Origin of the sequence: Paraburkholderia sp. BR10882 (assembly GCF_040948855.1) — a bacterium.
GTDB lineage: Bacteria > Pseudomonadota > Gammaproteobacteria > Burkholderiales > Burkholderiaceae > Paraburkholderia > Paraburkholderia nodosa_A.
In genome coordinates, this window is the sequence record NZ_JBFPKP010000002.1 from 247,365 (window position 1) to 261,526 (window position 14,162).

At 65.4% G+C, this 14,162-nt stretch carries 13 protein-coding genes; 3 read left to right on the forward strand and 10 right to left on the reverse strand.

What is annotated here, in order from left to right; translation table 11 throughout:
- Window positions 1-35: 35 nt before the first annotated feature.
- The 5 genes from dnaG to AB3X99_RS06105 form a co-directional block, all read right to left on the reverse strand.
- Window positions 36-1,916, reverse strand: coding sequence for a DNA primase (gene dnaG / locus AB3X99_RS06085; protein WP_368616395.1), 1,881 nt, complete (start codon window positions 1,914-1,916; stop codon window positions 36-38).
- A 133-nt stretch (window positions 1,917-2,049) separates the two neighbouring features.
- On the reverse strand, window positions 2,050-2,496 hold the full coding sequence (locus tag AB3X99_RS06090) for a GatB/YqeY domain-containing protein (protein WP_069261329.1): 447 nt from the start codon (window positions 2,494-2,496) through the stop codon (window positions 2,050-2,052).
- 225 nt (window positions 2,497-2,721) lie between these two features.
- Window positions 2,722-2,934, reverse strand: coding sequence for a 30S ribosomal protein S21 (gene rpsU, locus AB3X99_RS06095; RefSeq protein WP_013434742.1), 213 nt, complete (start codon window positions 2,932-2,934; stop codon window positions 2,722-2,724).
- A 145-nt stretch (window positions 2,935-3,079) separates the two neighbouring features.
- Entirely contained in the window at window positions 3,080-4,057 is a 978-nt protein-coding gene (locus AB3X99_RS06100; RefSeq protein WP_368616396.1) for a universal stress protein, read from the reverse strand.
- Between the two features lie 111 nt (window positions 4,058-4,168).
- Window positions 4,169-5,389 (reverse strand): NAD(P)/FAD-dependent oxidoreductase, encoded by a 1,221-nt coding sequence (locus tag AB3X99_RS06105; RefSeq protein WP_368616397.1) that lies wholly within the window; start codon window positions 5,387-5,389, stop codon window positions 4,169-4,171.
- A 169-nt stretch (window positions 5,390-5,558) separates the two neighbouring features.
- Here AB3X99_RS06105 and tsaD point away from each other — a divergent pair, with 169 nt between their 5' ends.
- Window positions 5,559-6,587: a tRNA (adenosine(37)-N6)-threonylcarbamoyltransferase complex transferase subunit TsaD gene (tsaD, locus tag AB3X99_RS06110; RefSeq protein WP_368616720.1), complete on the forward strand. Its 1,029-nt coding sequence runs from the start codon at window positions 5,559-5,561 to the stop codon at window positions 6,585-6,587.
- An 81-nt stretch (window positions 6,588-6,668) separates the two neighbouring features.
- On the opposite strand, the gene folE2 is transcribed toward tsaD, so the two are convergent.
- The 4 genes from folE2 to AB3X99_RS06130 all read right to left on the reverse strand — a co-directional run bounded on the left by folE2 (window position 6,669) and on the right by AB3X99_RS06130 (window position 10,821).
- On the reverse strand, window positions 6,669-7,475 hold the full coding sequence (gene folE2, locus AB3X99_RS06115) for a GTP cyclohydrolase FolE2 (RefSeq protein WP_368616398.1): 807 nt from the start codon (window positions 7,473-7,475) through the stop codon (window positions 6,669-6,671).
- A 167-nt stretch (window positions 7,476-7,642) separates the two neighbouring features.
- Window positions 7,643-9,544, reverse strand: a complete 1,902-nt coding sequence (dxs, locus tag AB3X99_RS06120) for a 1-deoxy-D-xylulose-5-phosphate synthase (protein WP_069261333.1) — start codon at window positions 9,542-9,544, stop codon at window positions 7,643-7,645.
- Window positions 9,545-9,628: 84 nt separating this feature from the next.
- Entirely contained in the window at window positions 9,629-10,510 is an 882-nt protein-coding gene (locus tag AB3X99_RS06125; RefSeq protein ID WP_069261334.1) for a polyprenyl synthetase family protein, read from the reverse strand.
- On the reverse strand, window positions 10,507-10,821 hold the full coding sequence (locus AB3X99_RS06130) for an exodeoxyribonuclease VII small subunit (protein ID WP_342946998.1): 315 nt from the start codon (window positions 10,819-10,821) through the stop codon (window positions 10,507-10,509). The genes AB3X99_RS06125 and AB3X99_RS06130 overlap by 4 nt, the downstream gene beginning before the upstream one ends.
- 307 nt (window positions 10,822-11,128) lie before the next feature.
- Here AB3X99_RS06130 and AB3X99_RS06135 point away from each other — a divergent pair, with 307 nt between their 5' ends.
- Both AB3X99_RS06135 and AB3X99_RS06140 read left to right on the forward strand, forming a co-directional pair.
- Window positions 11,129-12,235, forward strand: a complete 1,107-nt coding sequence (locus AB3X99_RS06135; protein WP_069261336.1) for an aromatic ring-hydroxylating dioxygenase subunit alpha — start codon at window positions 11,129-11,131, stop codon at window positions 12,233-12,235.
- A gap of 139 nt (window positions 12,236-12,374) precedes the next feature.
- Entirely contained in the window at window positions 12,375-13,244 is an 870-nt protein-coding gene (locus AB3X99_RS06140; protein WP_069261337.1) for a sulfurtransferase, read from the forward strand.
- A 27-nt stretch (window positions 13,245-13,271) separates the two neighbouring features.
- Here the strand turns inward: AB3X99_RS06140 and AB3X99_RS06145 are convergent, their stop codons facing one another.
- The gene (locus AB3X99_RS06145) at window positions 13,272-14,144 is read right to left on the reverse strand and encodes a dienelactone hydrolase family protein (RefSeq protein ID WP_069261338.1); all 873 of its coding nucleotides are present in this window, start codon (window positions 14,142-14,144) and stop codon (window positions 13,272-13,274) included.
- Between the last annotated feature and the right edge of the window lie 18 nt (window positions 14,145-14,162).

Genomic DNA, 14,162 nt, shown 5'->3' on the forward strand with positions numbered 1-14,162 from the left:
ACGCAGGGCAATAATCCCCCTGTGCGGTCCTTCCCTTACAAACCGAGCTGACGTTTCATGTCAGCCCGCGTCTGATTCAGTGACATCAATTCGGCAAGTTCCTCAGGCGTATGTCGCGACTGCCGCGAAAGCGCGTCCAGGCGATCGCAACAGGCGTCGTACCGCATTTTCAGGATTGCCGCCGTCAATTCTTCGCTCACGAGCCGCTCCTGCTCGCGGCGCTCCTCCACTGCAGCGCCATCTTCCGGATTTTTCATCAGCAAATCCCGAACGTTTTCATCATAGTCCAGAATTTCGCGAAAAATCTCCTCGAAGGTTGGAGCATTGGCCCCATTTCTCAGCAGGTCCGAAAGGAGCTGAAATTCCGCCGACTCGCCCAGCGCCCGCGCGTGAGTGGTCACTTCCTCGAACAACTCGCCGTGGCGCGTCAGTCCAATCAACGCCTTTTCGGCCTCTTCCTCCAGTTGCAGCACGATGCGCGGGTGCATCACGAGGTTGCGCAGCGCCTTGCGCTCGATCCCGGTCACGAGGTGCCGGTCCTTGCGTGCGGGCGCCTGGCGCGCCGCCTGAGCAATGCGCGCGTCGACTTCGCACAGCGCCGCCACTTCCTCGAACGGCACGTCCAGGCGGTCCGCGAACATGTGCATGATCTGCGCCCGCAGGGCGTTCGCCGGCAGTTGCTGCAGCAGCGGCTTCGCGTCGAACAGCGCCCGGGCGCGCCCTTCCGGCTGGTCCAGTTCCTTGTCCGCCAGCACCTCGTTGAGCATGAACTGGGACAGCGGCATGGCCCGCTCGACCTGCTCCGAGAACGCCTCGGTGCCGAATTCGCGCACGTAGCTGTCCGGGTCGTGCTCCTGGGGCAGGAACAAGAAGCGGATCGTGCGATTGTCGGCCGCGTGCGGCAGGCAAGCGTCGAGCGCACGGCGCGCCGCGCGGCGGCCCGCCGAGTCGCCGTCGAAGCTGAAAATCACCGTGTCGGTCTGACGCATGAGCTTCTGCACGTGGATCGGCGTGCACGCGGTGCCAAGCGTCGCCACGGCATTCTGGAAACCCAGCTGAGCGAGCGCGACGACATCCATATACCCCTCGACCACCAGAACGTAGCGCTGTTCCCGGATCGCGAGGCGGGCCTCGAACAACCCGTACAGTTCGCTGCCCTTGTTAAATAGCGGCGTTTCCGGGGAATTCAAATATTTGGGCTCGCCGCCATCCAGCACACGGCCACCAAAGCCGATGACCTGACCCTTCACGTTGCGGATCGGGAACATCACGCGGTCGCGGAAACGGTCGTAGCGGCGCGACTGGCCTTGCGCGTCCTGCTTTTCGCTGACGATGACGAGACCCGCCTCGACCAGCGCATCGTCTCGATAGTTGGTAAACGCAGATTCGAGGTTCTGCCATCCATCGGGCGCGTAGCCGAGGCCGAAGCGCGCGGCGATTTCGCCGGTGAGGCCGCGCTTCTTGAGGTACTGGATGGCGTTGGTCGCGCTGCGCAGCTGCTTGCGGTAGTAGTCGCAGGCAGTCTGCATGACGTCGGAAAGCGCGGTGGTGACGGCCTTCGAGGCTGCCGGAGCATAGCCGCCCGCCGCGCCAGCCCCACCGCCGCCGCCACGCATGGGCGAAGGCTCTTGCGGCACGGTCAGGCCGACCGACTGGGCGAGTTGCTCGACGGCTTCAGGGAACGTCAGTCCCGCGTGCTCCATGAGGAAGCCGATGGCGGTGCCGTGCGCGCCACAGCCGAAGCAGTGATAAAACTGCTTGGTTGGACTAACCGTGAACGAAGGGCTCTTCTCGTTGTGGAACGGACACAAGCCCATGAAGTTCGCGCCGCCCTTCTTGAGCTGCACGTAGCGACCCACCACGTCGACGATATCGACGCGGTTCAGCAGGTCTTGCAGGAACGAATGCGGAATCATCGAAGCGAGCGCGCTTGGGCAGCCGGGGCTCGCGCGGCCCTATACGTGACATACGCGCGGCATACGCGTGACGTACGGGCCTCGCGGCGTCCGCCCTTGGGCCGGGCCGGCGCCGCGTGCGAGCCGGTTGCGCTTACTTCGAGAGCGCGGCTTTGACGAGCCCGGAAACGGCCGTCATGTCGGCGCGCCCGGCCAGCTTCGGCTTGAGCACACCCATCACCTTGCCCATGTCCTGCGGGCCGGCTGCGCCCACCTGGGCGACGGCGGCCTGCACTTCGGCGGCGATCTCGGCGTCCGAGAGCTGCGCGGGCATGTAGGCGGTCAGGACGACCAGCTCGGCGGCTTCCTTCTCGACGAGATCGGTGCGGCCCGCGGCCTCGAACTGGCTGATCGAGTCCTTGCGCTGCTTGATCATCTTGTCGATGACGGCCGTGATGCCCGCGTCGTCGAGCGTCACGCGATCGTCGACTTCACGTTGCTTGATAGCGGCGAGCAGCAGACGAATCGTGGCGAGGCGCTCGCTTTCGCGCGCGCGCATCGCGGTTTTCATGTCGTCGTTGATCTGGTCTTTGAGACTCATCACTCACCTGAAATACGTTGGGGTTGCTGGAATGCAAAAACCCGCCTGGAAACGCTTCCAGGCGGGTTGGCGCAAATTCGACATGGTTGCGACCACACCAGAGGACAGCGGCGGCCGCGTTGCGCGATGAAACCAGAGACCGCGGACCGGCTGTCCACGTCGCCGTGACATTGATGCGAGGCCCACGCTGGAACTGCGCGGGCACGCGTCACGGCTACGCCGGAATCAGTACAGCTTTTTCGGCAACATCTGGCTGCGCAGACGCTTGAAGTGGCGCTTCACCGCCGCCGCCTTCTTGCGCTTGCGTTCAGCCGTAGGCTTCTCGTAGAACTCGCGCGCGCGAAGCTCGGTCAAGAGACCGTTCTTCTCGATCGTGCGCTTGAAGCGGCGCATGGCAACTTCAAAGGGTTCGTTTTCTTTTACGCGGATGGTCGTCATTTTCCAATAACGGATCGGGGGTAAAGAAAATTGAGTATAGCAGTTCCGGGTTGGGGCATCGCGTGCCGGTTCGGGGGGAAACCCCAATTCCGGCAGCCGCCCCGATCGCCCCCGGAGCCTTCCCCGGCGGGGCTGCGCAGCATCATCAGGCAGCGCCCGGCCCGACCAGCAGCAACGGCACATGCGTGATCTCGATGGCGCGCTGGGCGACGCTGCCGAGCAGCCAGCGCGCGACGCCACGCCGGCCCTGCGTGCCGAGCGCGACGAGTTCGGCCTGCCAATCCTGCGCGTCGCGCAAAACGGTGTGGGCGATGTCATCGCGCATGCGCCCGGTGGCGACCAGCGCCGTTTCATAAGCACGTCCTGACACGTCGAGCTGCGTGTGTGCGCTGGCCAGCGCCTTGCGCCCGAGGTCGGCAAGCGCATCTTCCAGCACCGAGCCCGGCACCGGGTCGCCGGCCACGCTGCTGCGGTCCACGACATAAACCGCGCGCAAGGTGGTTTGCGGTTCGGCCAGCCGCAGCGCCGCGTCGATCGCCTGCGCCGAGGCCGGACTGCCGTCCGTCGCCAGCAGGATGCGGGCGAGTGGCGCGTGACCGTTCGCTTCCTCGTACTCCACGGGCACGACCAGCAGCGGACAGGGCGCGCAAACCGCGAGCGCGCCCGAAACCGAACCGTCGACCCAGCGCTTCATGCGCCCCTGGTGCCGCGTGCCGACCACCAGCATGTCGGCCTCCCAGTCACGCGCCGCGTCGGCGAGCGCAGGCACGACAGTGCCTGCTTCGCCGGAAAGACCGACCACCTGCCCTTCGACCAGCGCGACCTGGCCGTTGAACGCCGACATCGCGTGCTCGAGCGTACGCTCGGCGGCGTGGAGAGAATCGTCGCGCGCCGCGTTGAGCGCGCCCGTCATCCACGCATCGCCCGCGCTGTACGCGCCGCCCGCGTTCCACGCGCCCGGCTGTTCGGCTGCGCAGACGATACGCACCTGGGCGTCGCGCGGCACCACGCGCGACGCGAAACGCAGTGCCTGCGTCGATGCCTTCGAATCGTCCACGGCAATCATGATTCGCCGCAGTGGCCCGCGCATTTGCCCGCTGTGCTGCTGTTCCTCTCGATTCACGTTTCGTACCTTTTCCTCGTGGTCAGGCATTCAAGCGTGAACCTCGGGCGCCCAGCCAACAATGACAGGGGTCAACCGCGAGAGATTCGGCAGTGCGTATCGGTCAGGAAATCAGCCCGCGCCCAGTGAATATTCGGCGGCAGCCTCGCCGGCCGCGACGCCCGAGGCCCACGCCCACTGGAAGTTGTAGCCGCCAAGCCAGCCCGTCACGTCCACGGCTTCGCCTATGAAATAGAGGCCAGGCACGCGCTGGCTCATCATCGTCGCCGAGGAAAGCTCGCGTGTGTCCACGCCGCCGCGCGTGACTTCGGCCTTCTTGTAGCCTTCGGTACCCGTGGGAGTAAGCGTCCACTGGGCCAGCCCCTCGCCGATCTTGCGCAGCGTTTTATCGGGCAGATCGGCAATACGCGCGTCGGCCTTCACCTGATGCGCCTCCAGCCATACATGCGCGAGGCGTGCCGGCACCCACTCGGCGAGCAGGTTGCCGATCTGACGTTTTGTCGCGCCCTTGGCGTCGATCAGCGCCGCCGCCGGATCGTGCTCGGGCAGCAGGTTCACGCGGATCGGCTGGCCGGGCTGCCAGAAGCTCGAAATCTGCAGGACGCCGGGGCCGGAAAGGCCGCGATGCGTGAAGAGCAGGTCTTCGTCGAACGCGCCCCCGGTCCTGCGCTCGCCCGTCGCCACGTGGACTTCGAGCGATACGCCCGCGAGCGGCACATAGGGCGCCCACTCGTCCTGCGCGAACGTGAGCGGCACGAGCGCCGGGCGCGTGTCGACGAGCTTGTGGCCGAACTGCTTCGCGACGCGATACGCGAAGTCGGTTGCGCCGATCTTCGGGATCGACAAGCCGCCGGTCGCGATCACGAGCGCTTTCGCCCGAATCTCGCCCTGCGGCGTGCCGAGCGTGAAGCCGGCGCCGTCGGCGTGGCTCACCGCTTCGACGGGCAGCGGCCGGCGCCACGCCACGTGGCCCGCGTCGCACTCGGCGCGCAGGACGTCGATGATCGCGTCGCTCGACTGGTCGCAAAAAAGCTGGCCCTTGTGCTTTTCGTGCCAGGTCACGCGATGCTGGCGCAGCAGCGCGAGGAAGTCGCGCGGCGTGTAACGCGCCAGCGCCGAACGGCAGAAATGCGGGTTGTGCGAGAGATAGTTGGCCGGGCTCGCGTGCAGGTTCGTGAAGTTGCAGCGCCCCCCGCCCGAGATGCGGATTTTTTCCGCGAGGCGCGGCGCGTGGTCGATCAGCGCCACGCGGCGGCCCTGCTGGCCCGCCACCGCCGCGCACATCATGCCGGCCGCCCCTGCGCCGATCACGGCGATGTCGAAAGATTCCATGGCGCGCATTCTACCTGCGCGGCGGCGGGGCTTGTCCGGGAGGGACACCGCTTGCCGCGCTCAACCGGCTTCGACGCGCGCTGCTATACTTTTATGTTCTGTTAATTCTTGATTTAGCGGCGGTTTTTGGCGGCTCGTGCCGCCCAATGCCGCCGCCCTGCCTCCCACCATGCTCGTTCTCGGCATCGAAAGCTCCTGCGACGAAACCGGCCTCGCGCTCTACGACAGCGAGCGCGGCCTGCTCGCGCACGCGCTGCATTCACAGATCGCCATGCACCGCGAGTACGGCGGCGTCGTGCCGGAGCTTGCCTCGCGCGACCATATCCGCCGTGCGCTGCCGCTGCTCGAAGAAGTGCTCGCGAAGAGCGGCGCGGCGAAAAACGACATCGACGCCATCGCCTTCACGCAGGGCCCCGGCCTCGCGGGCGCGCTGCTCGTGGGCGCGAGCATCGCCAATGCGCTCGCCATGGCCTGGAATCGGCCGACCGTGGGGATTCACCACCTCGAAGGGCACCTGCTTTCGCCGCTGCTGGTCGATGCGCCGCCGCCGTTTCCGTTCGTCGCGCTGCTCGTGTCGGGCGGCCATACGCAACTCATGCGCGTGACCGACGTGGGCGTCTACGAAACCCTCGGCGAGACGCTCGACGACGCCGCCGGCGAAGCCTTCGACAAAACGGCCAAGCTGCTCGGCCTCGGCTATCCGGGCGGCCCGGAAGTCTCGCGCCTCGCGGAGTTCGGCACGCCAGGCGCGGTCGAACTGCCGCGTCCGATGCTTCATTCGGGCGATCTCGACTTCAGCTTCAGCGGCCTCAAGACGGCCGTGCTCACGCAGGTGAAGAAGCTCGGCACGAACATCTGCGAGCAGGGCAAGGCCGACATCGCACGCGGTTTCGTCGACGCAGCCGTCGAGGTGCTGGCCGCGAAATCGCTCGCCGCGCTCAAGCGCACGAAGATGAAGCGCCTTGTGGTGGCTGGCGGCGTGGGGGCCAACAAGCAGTTGCGCGAGACGCTTTCGGCGGCGGCGCAAAAGCGCGGCTTCGAGGTGCATTACCCGGACCTGTCGCTGTGCACCGACAACGGCGCGATGATCGCGCTCGCGGGGGCGCTGCGCCTCGCGCGCTGGCCCGAGCAGGCCACGCGCGATTATGCGTTCACGGTAAAGCCGCGCTGGGATCTGACGTCGCTCGCGCAGCACTAATCCGTTCGCCACTGAAGAAGCCGCCCAAGGGCCACGCCCTTCGGCGGCTTTTTTATTGACGGTGCAACCAGGCGGCCGGCGTTACGCCGCGCGCTTGTCGTGCTCGATCACGGCGTAGGCGCTGTGATTGTGGATCGACTCGAAGTTTTCGGCTTCGAGCGTATAGGCGATCACGCGCGCATCGGCATTCAGTCGCACGGCCACGTCGCGCACGAGGTCTTCGACGAACTTGGGGTTCTCATACGCGCGCTCGGTCACGAACTTCTCGTCCGGACGCTTGAGCAGGCCCCACAGCTCGCACGACGCCTCTTCTTCTGCGATGCGAACGAGATCTTCCACCGGCAGATCGCCTTCGAACTCGACATTCATCGTCACGTGCGAGCGCTGGTTGTGCGCGCCGTATTGCGAGATCTTCTTCGAGCACGGGCACAGGCTCGTCACGGGCACGAGCACCTTGAGGAACAGGCGCGTTTGCCCGTTGCGCACGTCGCCCGTGAGCGTCACTTCGTAGTCCAGCAGACTTTCCACGCCCGACACCGGCGCCACTTTCTTCACGAAGTACGGGAACGTCACTTCGATACGGCCCGCCTGCGATTCGAGCTTCGTGAGCATCGCGGCCAGCATCGCGCGGAACGTGGCGGGTTCCAGCGGCGCCTTGTTCTCTTCGAGCAGCGCGACGAAGCGCGACATGTGCGTGCCCTTCTGGTCGGCCGGCAGATGAACGTCGAGATTCCACGTGCCGACGCTCGGCTGGACGTCGCCCGCGCCCGTCTTCACCGTGAGCGGATGGCGCACGGCCTTCACGCCGACGCGCTGGATCACGATCTGACGGGTATCGACGGAGCTTTGGACGTCCGGCATCACGAAGGCCGGGTTCATCTGATTCATGTTCTTATCCTCAAGCCGCGCCATACGCGGCGCGCAAATAACAAACGCCGGCATGAGCCGGCGTTTGCTGGCGGAAAGCCGGGTAGGAACCCGCCCGCCAGTTCAAATGTGAATTGGGCTGCCGCGAGGGCGACGCACCAATCAAACTATCGCGATCTCAATCGACCTCAGGCAACGCGCATCACCGACTTGCCGGACACTGCCTTGTCGAGAAAGCGCTCGCGAATCGACTTCGCGATCCCTGCTGCGTCGAGCCCACAGCCCGCCAGCAGCTTCGCCGGGTCGCCGTGGTCGATGAAGCGGTCGGGGAGGCCCAATTGTAGTACGGGCTTGATAACCCCACTTTCAAGGAGGGCTTCCACGCAGGCCGAACCGGCGCCGCCCATGATGCAGCCTTCCTCGACGGTCACGAGGTAGTCGTGCGTTTCGGCGAGCTGCTTCACGAGGTCCGCGTCGAGCGGCTTCACGAAGCGCATGTTCGCCACGGTGGCGTCCAGTTCCTCGGCGGCCTTGAGCGACGGCGCAACCATCGTGCCGAACGCGAGGATCGCGATGCGGCTGCCTGCCGGCGCGTTGCTCTCGCGGCGGACTTCGCCCTTGCCCACCGGCAGCGCGGCCATCTGCTTGACGGTCGCCACGCCCGTGCCCGCACCGCGCGGGTAGCGCACGGCCGTCGGGCAGTCCTGCTGGAGCGCCGTGTAAAGCATCTGGCGGCATTCGTTTTCGTCCGACGCCGCCATGATCATCATGTTCGGAATGCAGCGCATGAACGCGAGATCGTACGCGCCGGCGTGCGTTGCGCCGTCCGCGCCGACGAGGCCCGCGCGGTCGATCGCGAACACGACGGGCAGGTTCTGCAGGGCCACGTCGTGGATCAGCTGGTCGTACGCGCGCTGCAGGAAGGTCGAGTAGATCGCGACCACGGGCTTCAGGCCTTCTGCCGCGATGCCGCCCGCGAACGTGACTGCGTGCTGCTCGGCGATGCCGACGTCGTAGTAGCGGTCCGGGAAGCGCTTTTCGAACTCGACGAGGCCCGAGCCTTCGCGCATGGCCGGCGTGATGCCGATCACGCGCGAATCGAGTTCAGCCGCGTCGCACAGCCATTCGCCGAACACCTGCGTGTAGGTCTTCTTGGCGGGCGTTGTCGACGGCTTGATGCCTTCGGCCGGGTTGAACTTGCCGGGACCGTGGTACAGGACCGGGTCGGCTTCGGCGAGCTTGTAGCCCTGGCCTTTCTTCGTCACGACGTGCAGGAATTGCGGGCCGCGCAGTTCCTTGATGTTCTGCAGCGTCGGGATCAGCGAATCCAGATCGTGGCCGTCGATCGGCCCGATGTAGTTGAAGCCGAATTCCTCGAACAGCGTAGCCGGCACGATCATGCCCTTCGCGTGCTCTTCGAGCTTGCGCGCGAGGTCGAGCACCGGCGGCGCATGGCGCAGCACGCGCTCCACGCCCGCGCGTGCGGCGGCGTAGAAGCGGCCCGACATGAGGCGCGCGAGATGGCGATTGAGCGCGCCAACCGGCGGCGAAATCGACATGTCGTTGTCGTTGAGGATGACGAGCAGCGGCACGTCGTCTTCCACGCCGCCGTTGTTCAGTGCCTCGAAGGCCATGCCGGCCGTCATCGCGCCGTCGCCGATCACGGCGATGCCCATGGCGTTGTCGCCCTTGAGCTTGCTCGCCACGGCCATGCCGAGCGCCGCCGAAATCGACGTGCTCGAGTGCGCGGTGCCGAACGTGTCGTACGGCGACTCGTCGCGTTTCGGGAAACCCGAAATGCCGCCGAGTTGACGCAGCGTCGACATCTGATCGCGGCGGCCCGTCAGGATCTTGTGCGGATAGGTCTGATGGCCCACGTCCCAGACGATGCGGTCGCGCGGCGTGTCGAACACGTAGTGCAGCGCGATCGTCAGTTCGACCGTACCGAGGTTGGACGACAGGTGGCCGCCCGTCTGCGAGACGCTCTCGAGAACGAAGGCACGCAGTTCGTCGGCAAGCGGTTGCAACTGGCGGCGATCAAGGCGGCGCAAATCCGCCGGGTCGTCAATGGTTTTCAGCAAGTCGTACATCGTCGTTCCATTGTAGGAAAACTGGCGCTCCCGCACTTTTTCTGCGCATTACTTCCATTTCATGCGCGTGGGCGGGTTGCGCGGTCAGCTCACCCGGTTCACCACCAGGTCAGCGAGTTCGGCGAGGCGCTGAGCGCGCGCGCCGAACGGTTCGAGCGCCGCGTGCGCGTCGGCGCGCAACTGCTGCGCGAGCGCACGCGAGGCATCAAGACCGATAATCGACACGTAGGTCGGCTTGCCGTCCTTCGCGTCCTTGCCAGCGGTCTTGCCGAGCGTTGCGGAGTCGGCGGTGACGTCGAGAATATCGTCCACCACCTGGAACGCGAGGCCCACGGCCGCCGCGTATTTGTCGAGTGCGGCGAGGTTTTCCGCCGAAGGCGTCTCGCCCGCCAGCGCGCCCATGCGGACCGCGGCGCGCAAGAGCGCGCCGGTCTTCAGGCGGTGCATCGTTTCGAGCTGCTCGCGGGTGAGCGAATGGCCCACGCTCGCGAGGTCGATGGCCTGGCCGCCGGCCATGCCGATCGAGCCGCTGGCCAGCGCGAGTTCGCGCACGAGCGATGCCTGGTGCTGGGCACCGAGCACATCGGAGGTCAGCGTGACGAAGGCTTGCGACTGCAGCGCATCGCCCACCAGCAGCGCCGTCGGTTCGTCATATTTGACGTGTACGGTGGGTTTGCCGCGACGCATGTCGTCGTCGTCCATGCACGGCATGTCGTCGTGCACGAGCGAGTAGACGTGGATCATTTCGAGCGCGCAGGCCGCCGCGTCGAGCGCTTGCGGCGTGGCGTTGGTGAGTTCGCCCGCCGCGTGGCACAGGAGCGGACGCACCCGCTTGCCGCCGCCCATTACGGCATAACGCATGGCGTCATGCAGCGGCGCCGGCAATACGTCGGCAGCCGGCAAATAGTGATCGAGCGCGCTTTCGACCCGGTCGAGTACGTGCCGGGTCCATTGGTCAAATGTCATAGATCGTCGTCTCCGCCCGCTGCGGAGTCTGTCGTATTGAGGGGCACGGGCCGCAGCGTCTCGCCGTCGAGCACGCGCACCTGTTGTTCAACCTTTTCGAGCTGCTGCTGGCAGAAGCGCACGAGCGCCGCGCCACGGCGGTAGGCTGCAAGCGATTCTTCCAGACTCAGGCTGCCGCCTTCCATGCGTGCAACGAGCCCGTCGAGCTCCGCAAGCGCCACCTCGTAGCTCTCGGGCAGGGCTTCGCCCTCGGCCAGCCCGGCTTCGCTTTCGCCCGCGCCAGCGCGGTCTTTCGTTGCGGATTTCGCCATGAGTCGTCGCCAGAATGAAACAAGGCGGACATTCTACGGCAAAAGGTCCCGTTCGACCCGCTCCCCGGCTTGTGTACCCTCTCGACCACATGTTCGGGGCCAGTACAAATCGGTTCCAGAAGGCCCGATTACCCGTGCATTTGTCTCATACTTCCTGAATTCCTGCCGTCTTTCCGGTGTAATTTTGGCAAAAATCAGTCACTTAGCTACCCCACGAGGGGGTAACCGGGTATAATCGCCGGCTCCCTAAATCGAATCTTCGATGGTTGGGTTGTTCACTGCTTTCACGTCTTCATCGGGAGTGGGAATGTCCAATCTGAGCAATGCATTGCAGCTGAAGTCTATCCACAGCCAGCTGCCAGTCACCGCTTATTTTGACGAAGCGCTACTCAAGCGCGAAATCGACACGCTTTTCCAGAAGGGTCCTCGCTACGTCGGGCACGAACTCATGGTGCCCGAGGCGGGAAACTATTTTGCGCTGCCCGGCGAAAAAGAAGGCCGCGTGCTCGTTCGCAACAAGAGCAACGAAATCGAGCTGCTCTCGAACGTGTGCCGGCATCGCCAGGCCATCATGCTAAACGGTCGCGGCACGGCAGACAACATTGTATGTCCGCTGCATCGCTGGACCTATGACCTCAAGGGCGAATTGCTCGGCGCGCCGCACTTCGCGGACAAGCCGTGTCTGAATCTGAACAGCTCGCCGCTCCAGAAGTGGAACGGGCTGCTGTTCGAATCCGCGGGCCGCGACGTCGCGCGCGATCTCGCACGCCTTGGGCCGGCGAAACACCTCGACTTTACGGACTACATGTTCGATCACGTCGAGGTTCACGAGTGCAACTACAACTGGAAGACCTTCATCGAGGTCTATCTGGAAGACTATCACGTCGTGCCGTTCCACCCGGGACTCGGCAACTTCGTCTCGTGCGACGATCTCCAGTGGGAGTTCGGCGAGTGGTATAGCGTGCAGACGGTCGGCGTGCACAAGCACCTCGGCAAGCCGGGCAGCCCGACGTACCGCAAGTGGCACGACGAAGTCCTGCGCTTCCGTAACGGTGAGCCACCGGAGTTCGGCGCGATCTGGATGGTGTACTACCCGAATCTTATGATCGAGTGGTATCCGCACGTGCTCGTGGTCTCGTGGCTGATCCCCGAAGGCACGCAGAAGACGAAGAACATCGTCGAGTTCTATTACCCCGAGGAAATCACGCTCTTCGAGCGCGAGTTCGTCGAGGCCGAGCGCGCCGCCTATATGGAAACCGCCGTCGAAGACGACGAGATTGCCGAGCGCATGGACGCCGGCCGCAGGGCGCTGTTCGAGCGTGGCGTTTCCGAGGTCGGCCCGTACCAGAGCCCGATGGAAGACGGCATGCAGCACTTCCACGAGTTTCTGCGCCGCGAGTTGGGACCGATCTGACGCACGGCCTGGCGCGGGCGTCGGGCAACTCGAACGCATCACGGAAAGACGGGCTTCGGCCCGTCTTTTTGTTTAGACTGACGGCACCGGGCCGTCGCATCGCGAGAGAGGGCGGCCTTGCACGATTCAAGGAGCCGTCATGCCCCACACGCACTACACCACGCTGATCTCGGCCGCCAATCTGCACGAACGCCTGACCGCCGCGCCGGGCAGCGTGCTGGTTTTCGACTGCCGCTTCGATCTCGCCAATCCCGCCGCGGGTGAGAACGCCTATGCGCTCGGCCATCTGCCCGGCGCCCAATACCTGCATCTGGACCGCGACCTCTCGGGCCCGAAAACCGGCAAGAACGGCCGCCATCCGCTGCCCGACCGCTCGGCGCTCGTTGCCACACTCCTGCTGCGCGGGCTCAACGAAGGCCAGCAGGTCGTGGCCTACGACGCGCAAGGCGGCGCCTACGCCGCCCGCCTGTGGTGGCTCCTGCGCTGGCTCGGCCACGACTCGGTGGCCGTGCTCGACGGCGGCCTCAAGGCGTGGGAAGCCGCGGGCTTCCCGCTCGTGCGCGACGTGCCGACACCCGCGCGCGGCACCTTCAAGGCCGGCGCGCCGCTGCAGGTGACGGTGGACGCGCAGGCCATCGTCCGCAATCTCGCCACGCACGAACTCACGGTCGTCGACGCGCGCGCCGCCGACCGCTATCGCGGCGAGAACGAAACGATCGACCCGGTGGGCGGCCATATTCCTGGCGCGCGCAATCGGTTTTATCAGGACAATCTCACGCCGGACGGCCGCTTCAAGTCGGCGCATGCGCTGCGCGAAGATTTTACGGCGGTGCTGCCTGGCATCACGCCCGAACACGTGGTCCTGCAATGCGGCTCGGGCGTGACCGCCTGCCACAATGCGCTCGCGATGGAGATTGCCGGCCTGCACGGCGCGGCGCTCTATCCCGGTTCGTGGAGCGAATGGAGCGCCGACGCGTCGCGGCCGGTCGCGACTGGCCCCAACCCCTAAGCCGGGTATCCGGAGCCGGGCACGGCGTCACACCACGCCGTGCTCCTTGAACCAGGCAATCGCGCGCTTCCAGCCATCCTCCGCATCGGCCTTGCGATAGCTCGGCCGGTAGTCCGCGAAGAACGCGTGGCCCGCATCGTTGTACACGACGATTTGCGAGCCGCGCCCATCCTGCGGACCCTGCGCGATGGCGGCCTTCATCTGCTCGAGCGTGTTCTGCGGAATGCTGTTGTCCTGCAAGCCATACATGCCGAGTACCGGCACCTGCAGATTGCCAGCGAGATCGAGCGGATTCTGCGGCGAATTTTCCGTGTGTGCGCCCGCTACGCGGCCATACCAGGAAACCGCCGCCTTGATGCGCGGATTGTGCTCGGCATAGAGCCACGTGTAGACCCCGCCCCAACAGAAGCCATTGACGCCCACGCGCTTCAGATCGCCACCGTTCTCGCCAGCCCAGACAAGCGCCGCATCGATGTCGCCGAGCACCTGCGCATCCGGCACCTTGCTCGCGATGTTCTCGCTGATTTGCTGCACTGTCGGGTACGCCGAGGCATCCCCCTGACGCACGAAGAAGTCCGGCGCGATGGCCAGATAGCCGAGCTTCGCAAAGCGGCGGCACACATCGGCGATATGCTCGTGCACGCCGAAGATCTCGTGGATCACGATGATCACCGGCAAGTGCGTCTTGCCGCGCGGCTGCGCGCGATACGCCGGGATGAGCGTGCCGCCGGACTGGAAGCCGATCTCGCCGGCTTCGAGGCCTTCGCTGTCGGTGTGAATGGTTTGCGCCGAGACGGGCAGCACGGCAGCGGCGAATCCGCTGCCGAGCGCCGCCTTGATGAAGGTGCGCCGATCGAACGGCACGTGCGGGACGAGGCTATCGACTTCAGGTTTCAGCATGCAGCGCTCCTTGAAGAT

Excerpts from the sequence above, each read along its gene's own strand:
- AB3X99_RS06090 (WP_069261329.1), bottom strand. The coding sequence starts at position 2,496 with ATGAGTCTCAAAGACCAGATCAACGACGACATGAAAACCGCGATGCGC.
- dxs (WP_069261333.1), bottom strand. The coding sequence starts at position 9,544 with ATGTACGACTTGCTGAAAACCATTGACGACCCGGCGGATTTGCGCCGC.
- tsaD (WP_368616720.1), top strand. The coding sequence starts at position 5,559 with ATGCTCGTTCTCGGCATCGAAAGCTCCTGCGACGAAACCGGCCTCGCG.
- dnaG (WP_368616395.1), bottom strand. The coding sequence starts at position 1,916 with ATGATTCCGCATTCGTTCCTGCAAGACCTGCTGAACCGCGTCGATATC.
- AB3X99_RS06145 (WP_069261338.1), bottom strand. The coding sequence starts at position 14,144 with ATGCTGAAACCTGAAGTCGATAGCCTCGTCCCGCACGTGCCGTTCGAT.
- folE2 (WP_368616398.1), bottom strand. The coding sequence starts at position 7,475 with ATGAATCAGATGAACCCGGCCTTCGTGATGCCGGACGTCCAAAGCTCC.
- AB3X99_RS06135 (WP_069261336.1), top strand. The coding sequence starts at position 11,129 with ATGTCCAATCTGAGCAATGCATTGCAGCTGAAGTCTATCCACAGCCAG.
- AB3X99_RS06130 (WP_342946998.1), bottom strand. The coding sequence starts at position 10,821 with ATGGCGAAATCCGCAACGAAAGACCGCGCTGGCGCGGGCGAAAGCGAA.
- AB3X99_RS06105 (WP_368616397.1), bottom strand. The coding sequence starts at position 5,389 with ATGGAATCTTTCGACATCGCCGTGATCGGCGCAGGGGCGGCCGGCATG.
- AB3X99_RS06140 (WP_069261337.1), top strand. The coding sequence starts at position 12,375 with ATGCCCCACACGCACTACACCACGCTGATCTCGGCCGCCAATCTGCAC.
- rpsU (WP_013434742.1), bottom strand. The coding sequence starts at position 2,934 with ATGACGACCATCCGCGTAAAAGAAAACGAACCCTTTGAAGTTGCCATG.
- AB3X99_RS06125 (WP_069261334.1), bottom strand. The coding sequence starts at position 10,510 with ATGACATTTGACCAATGGACCCGGCACGTACTCGACCGGGTCGAAAGC.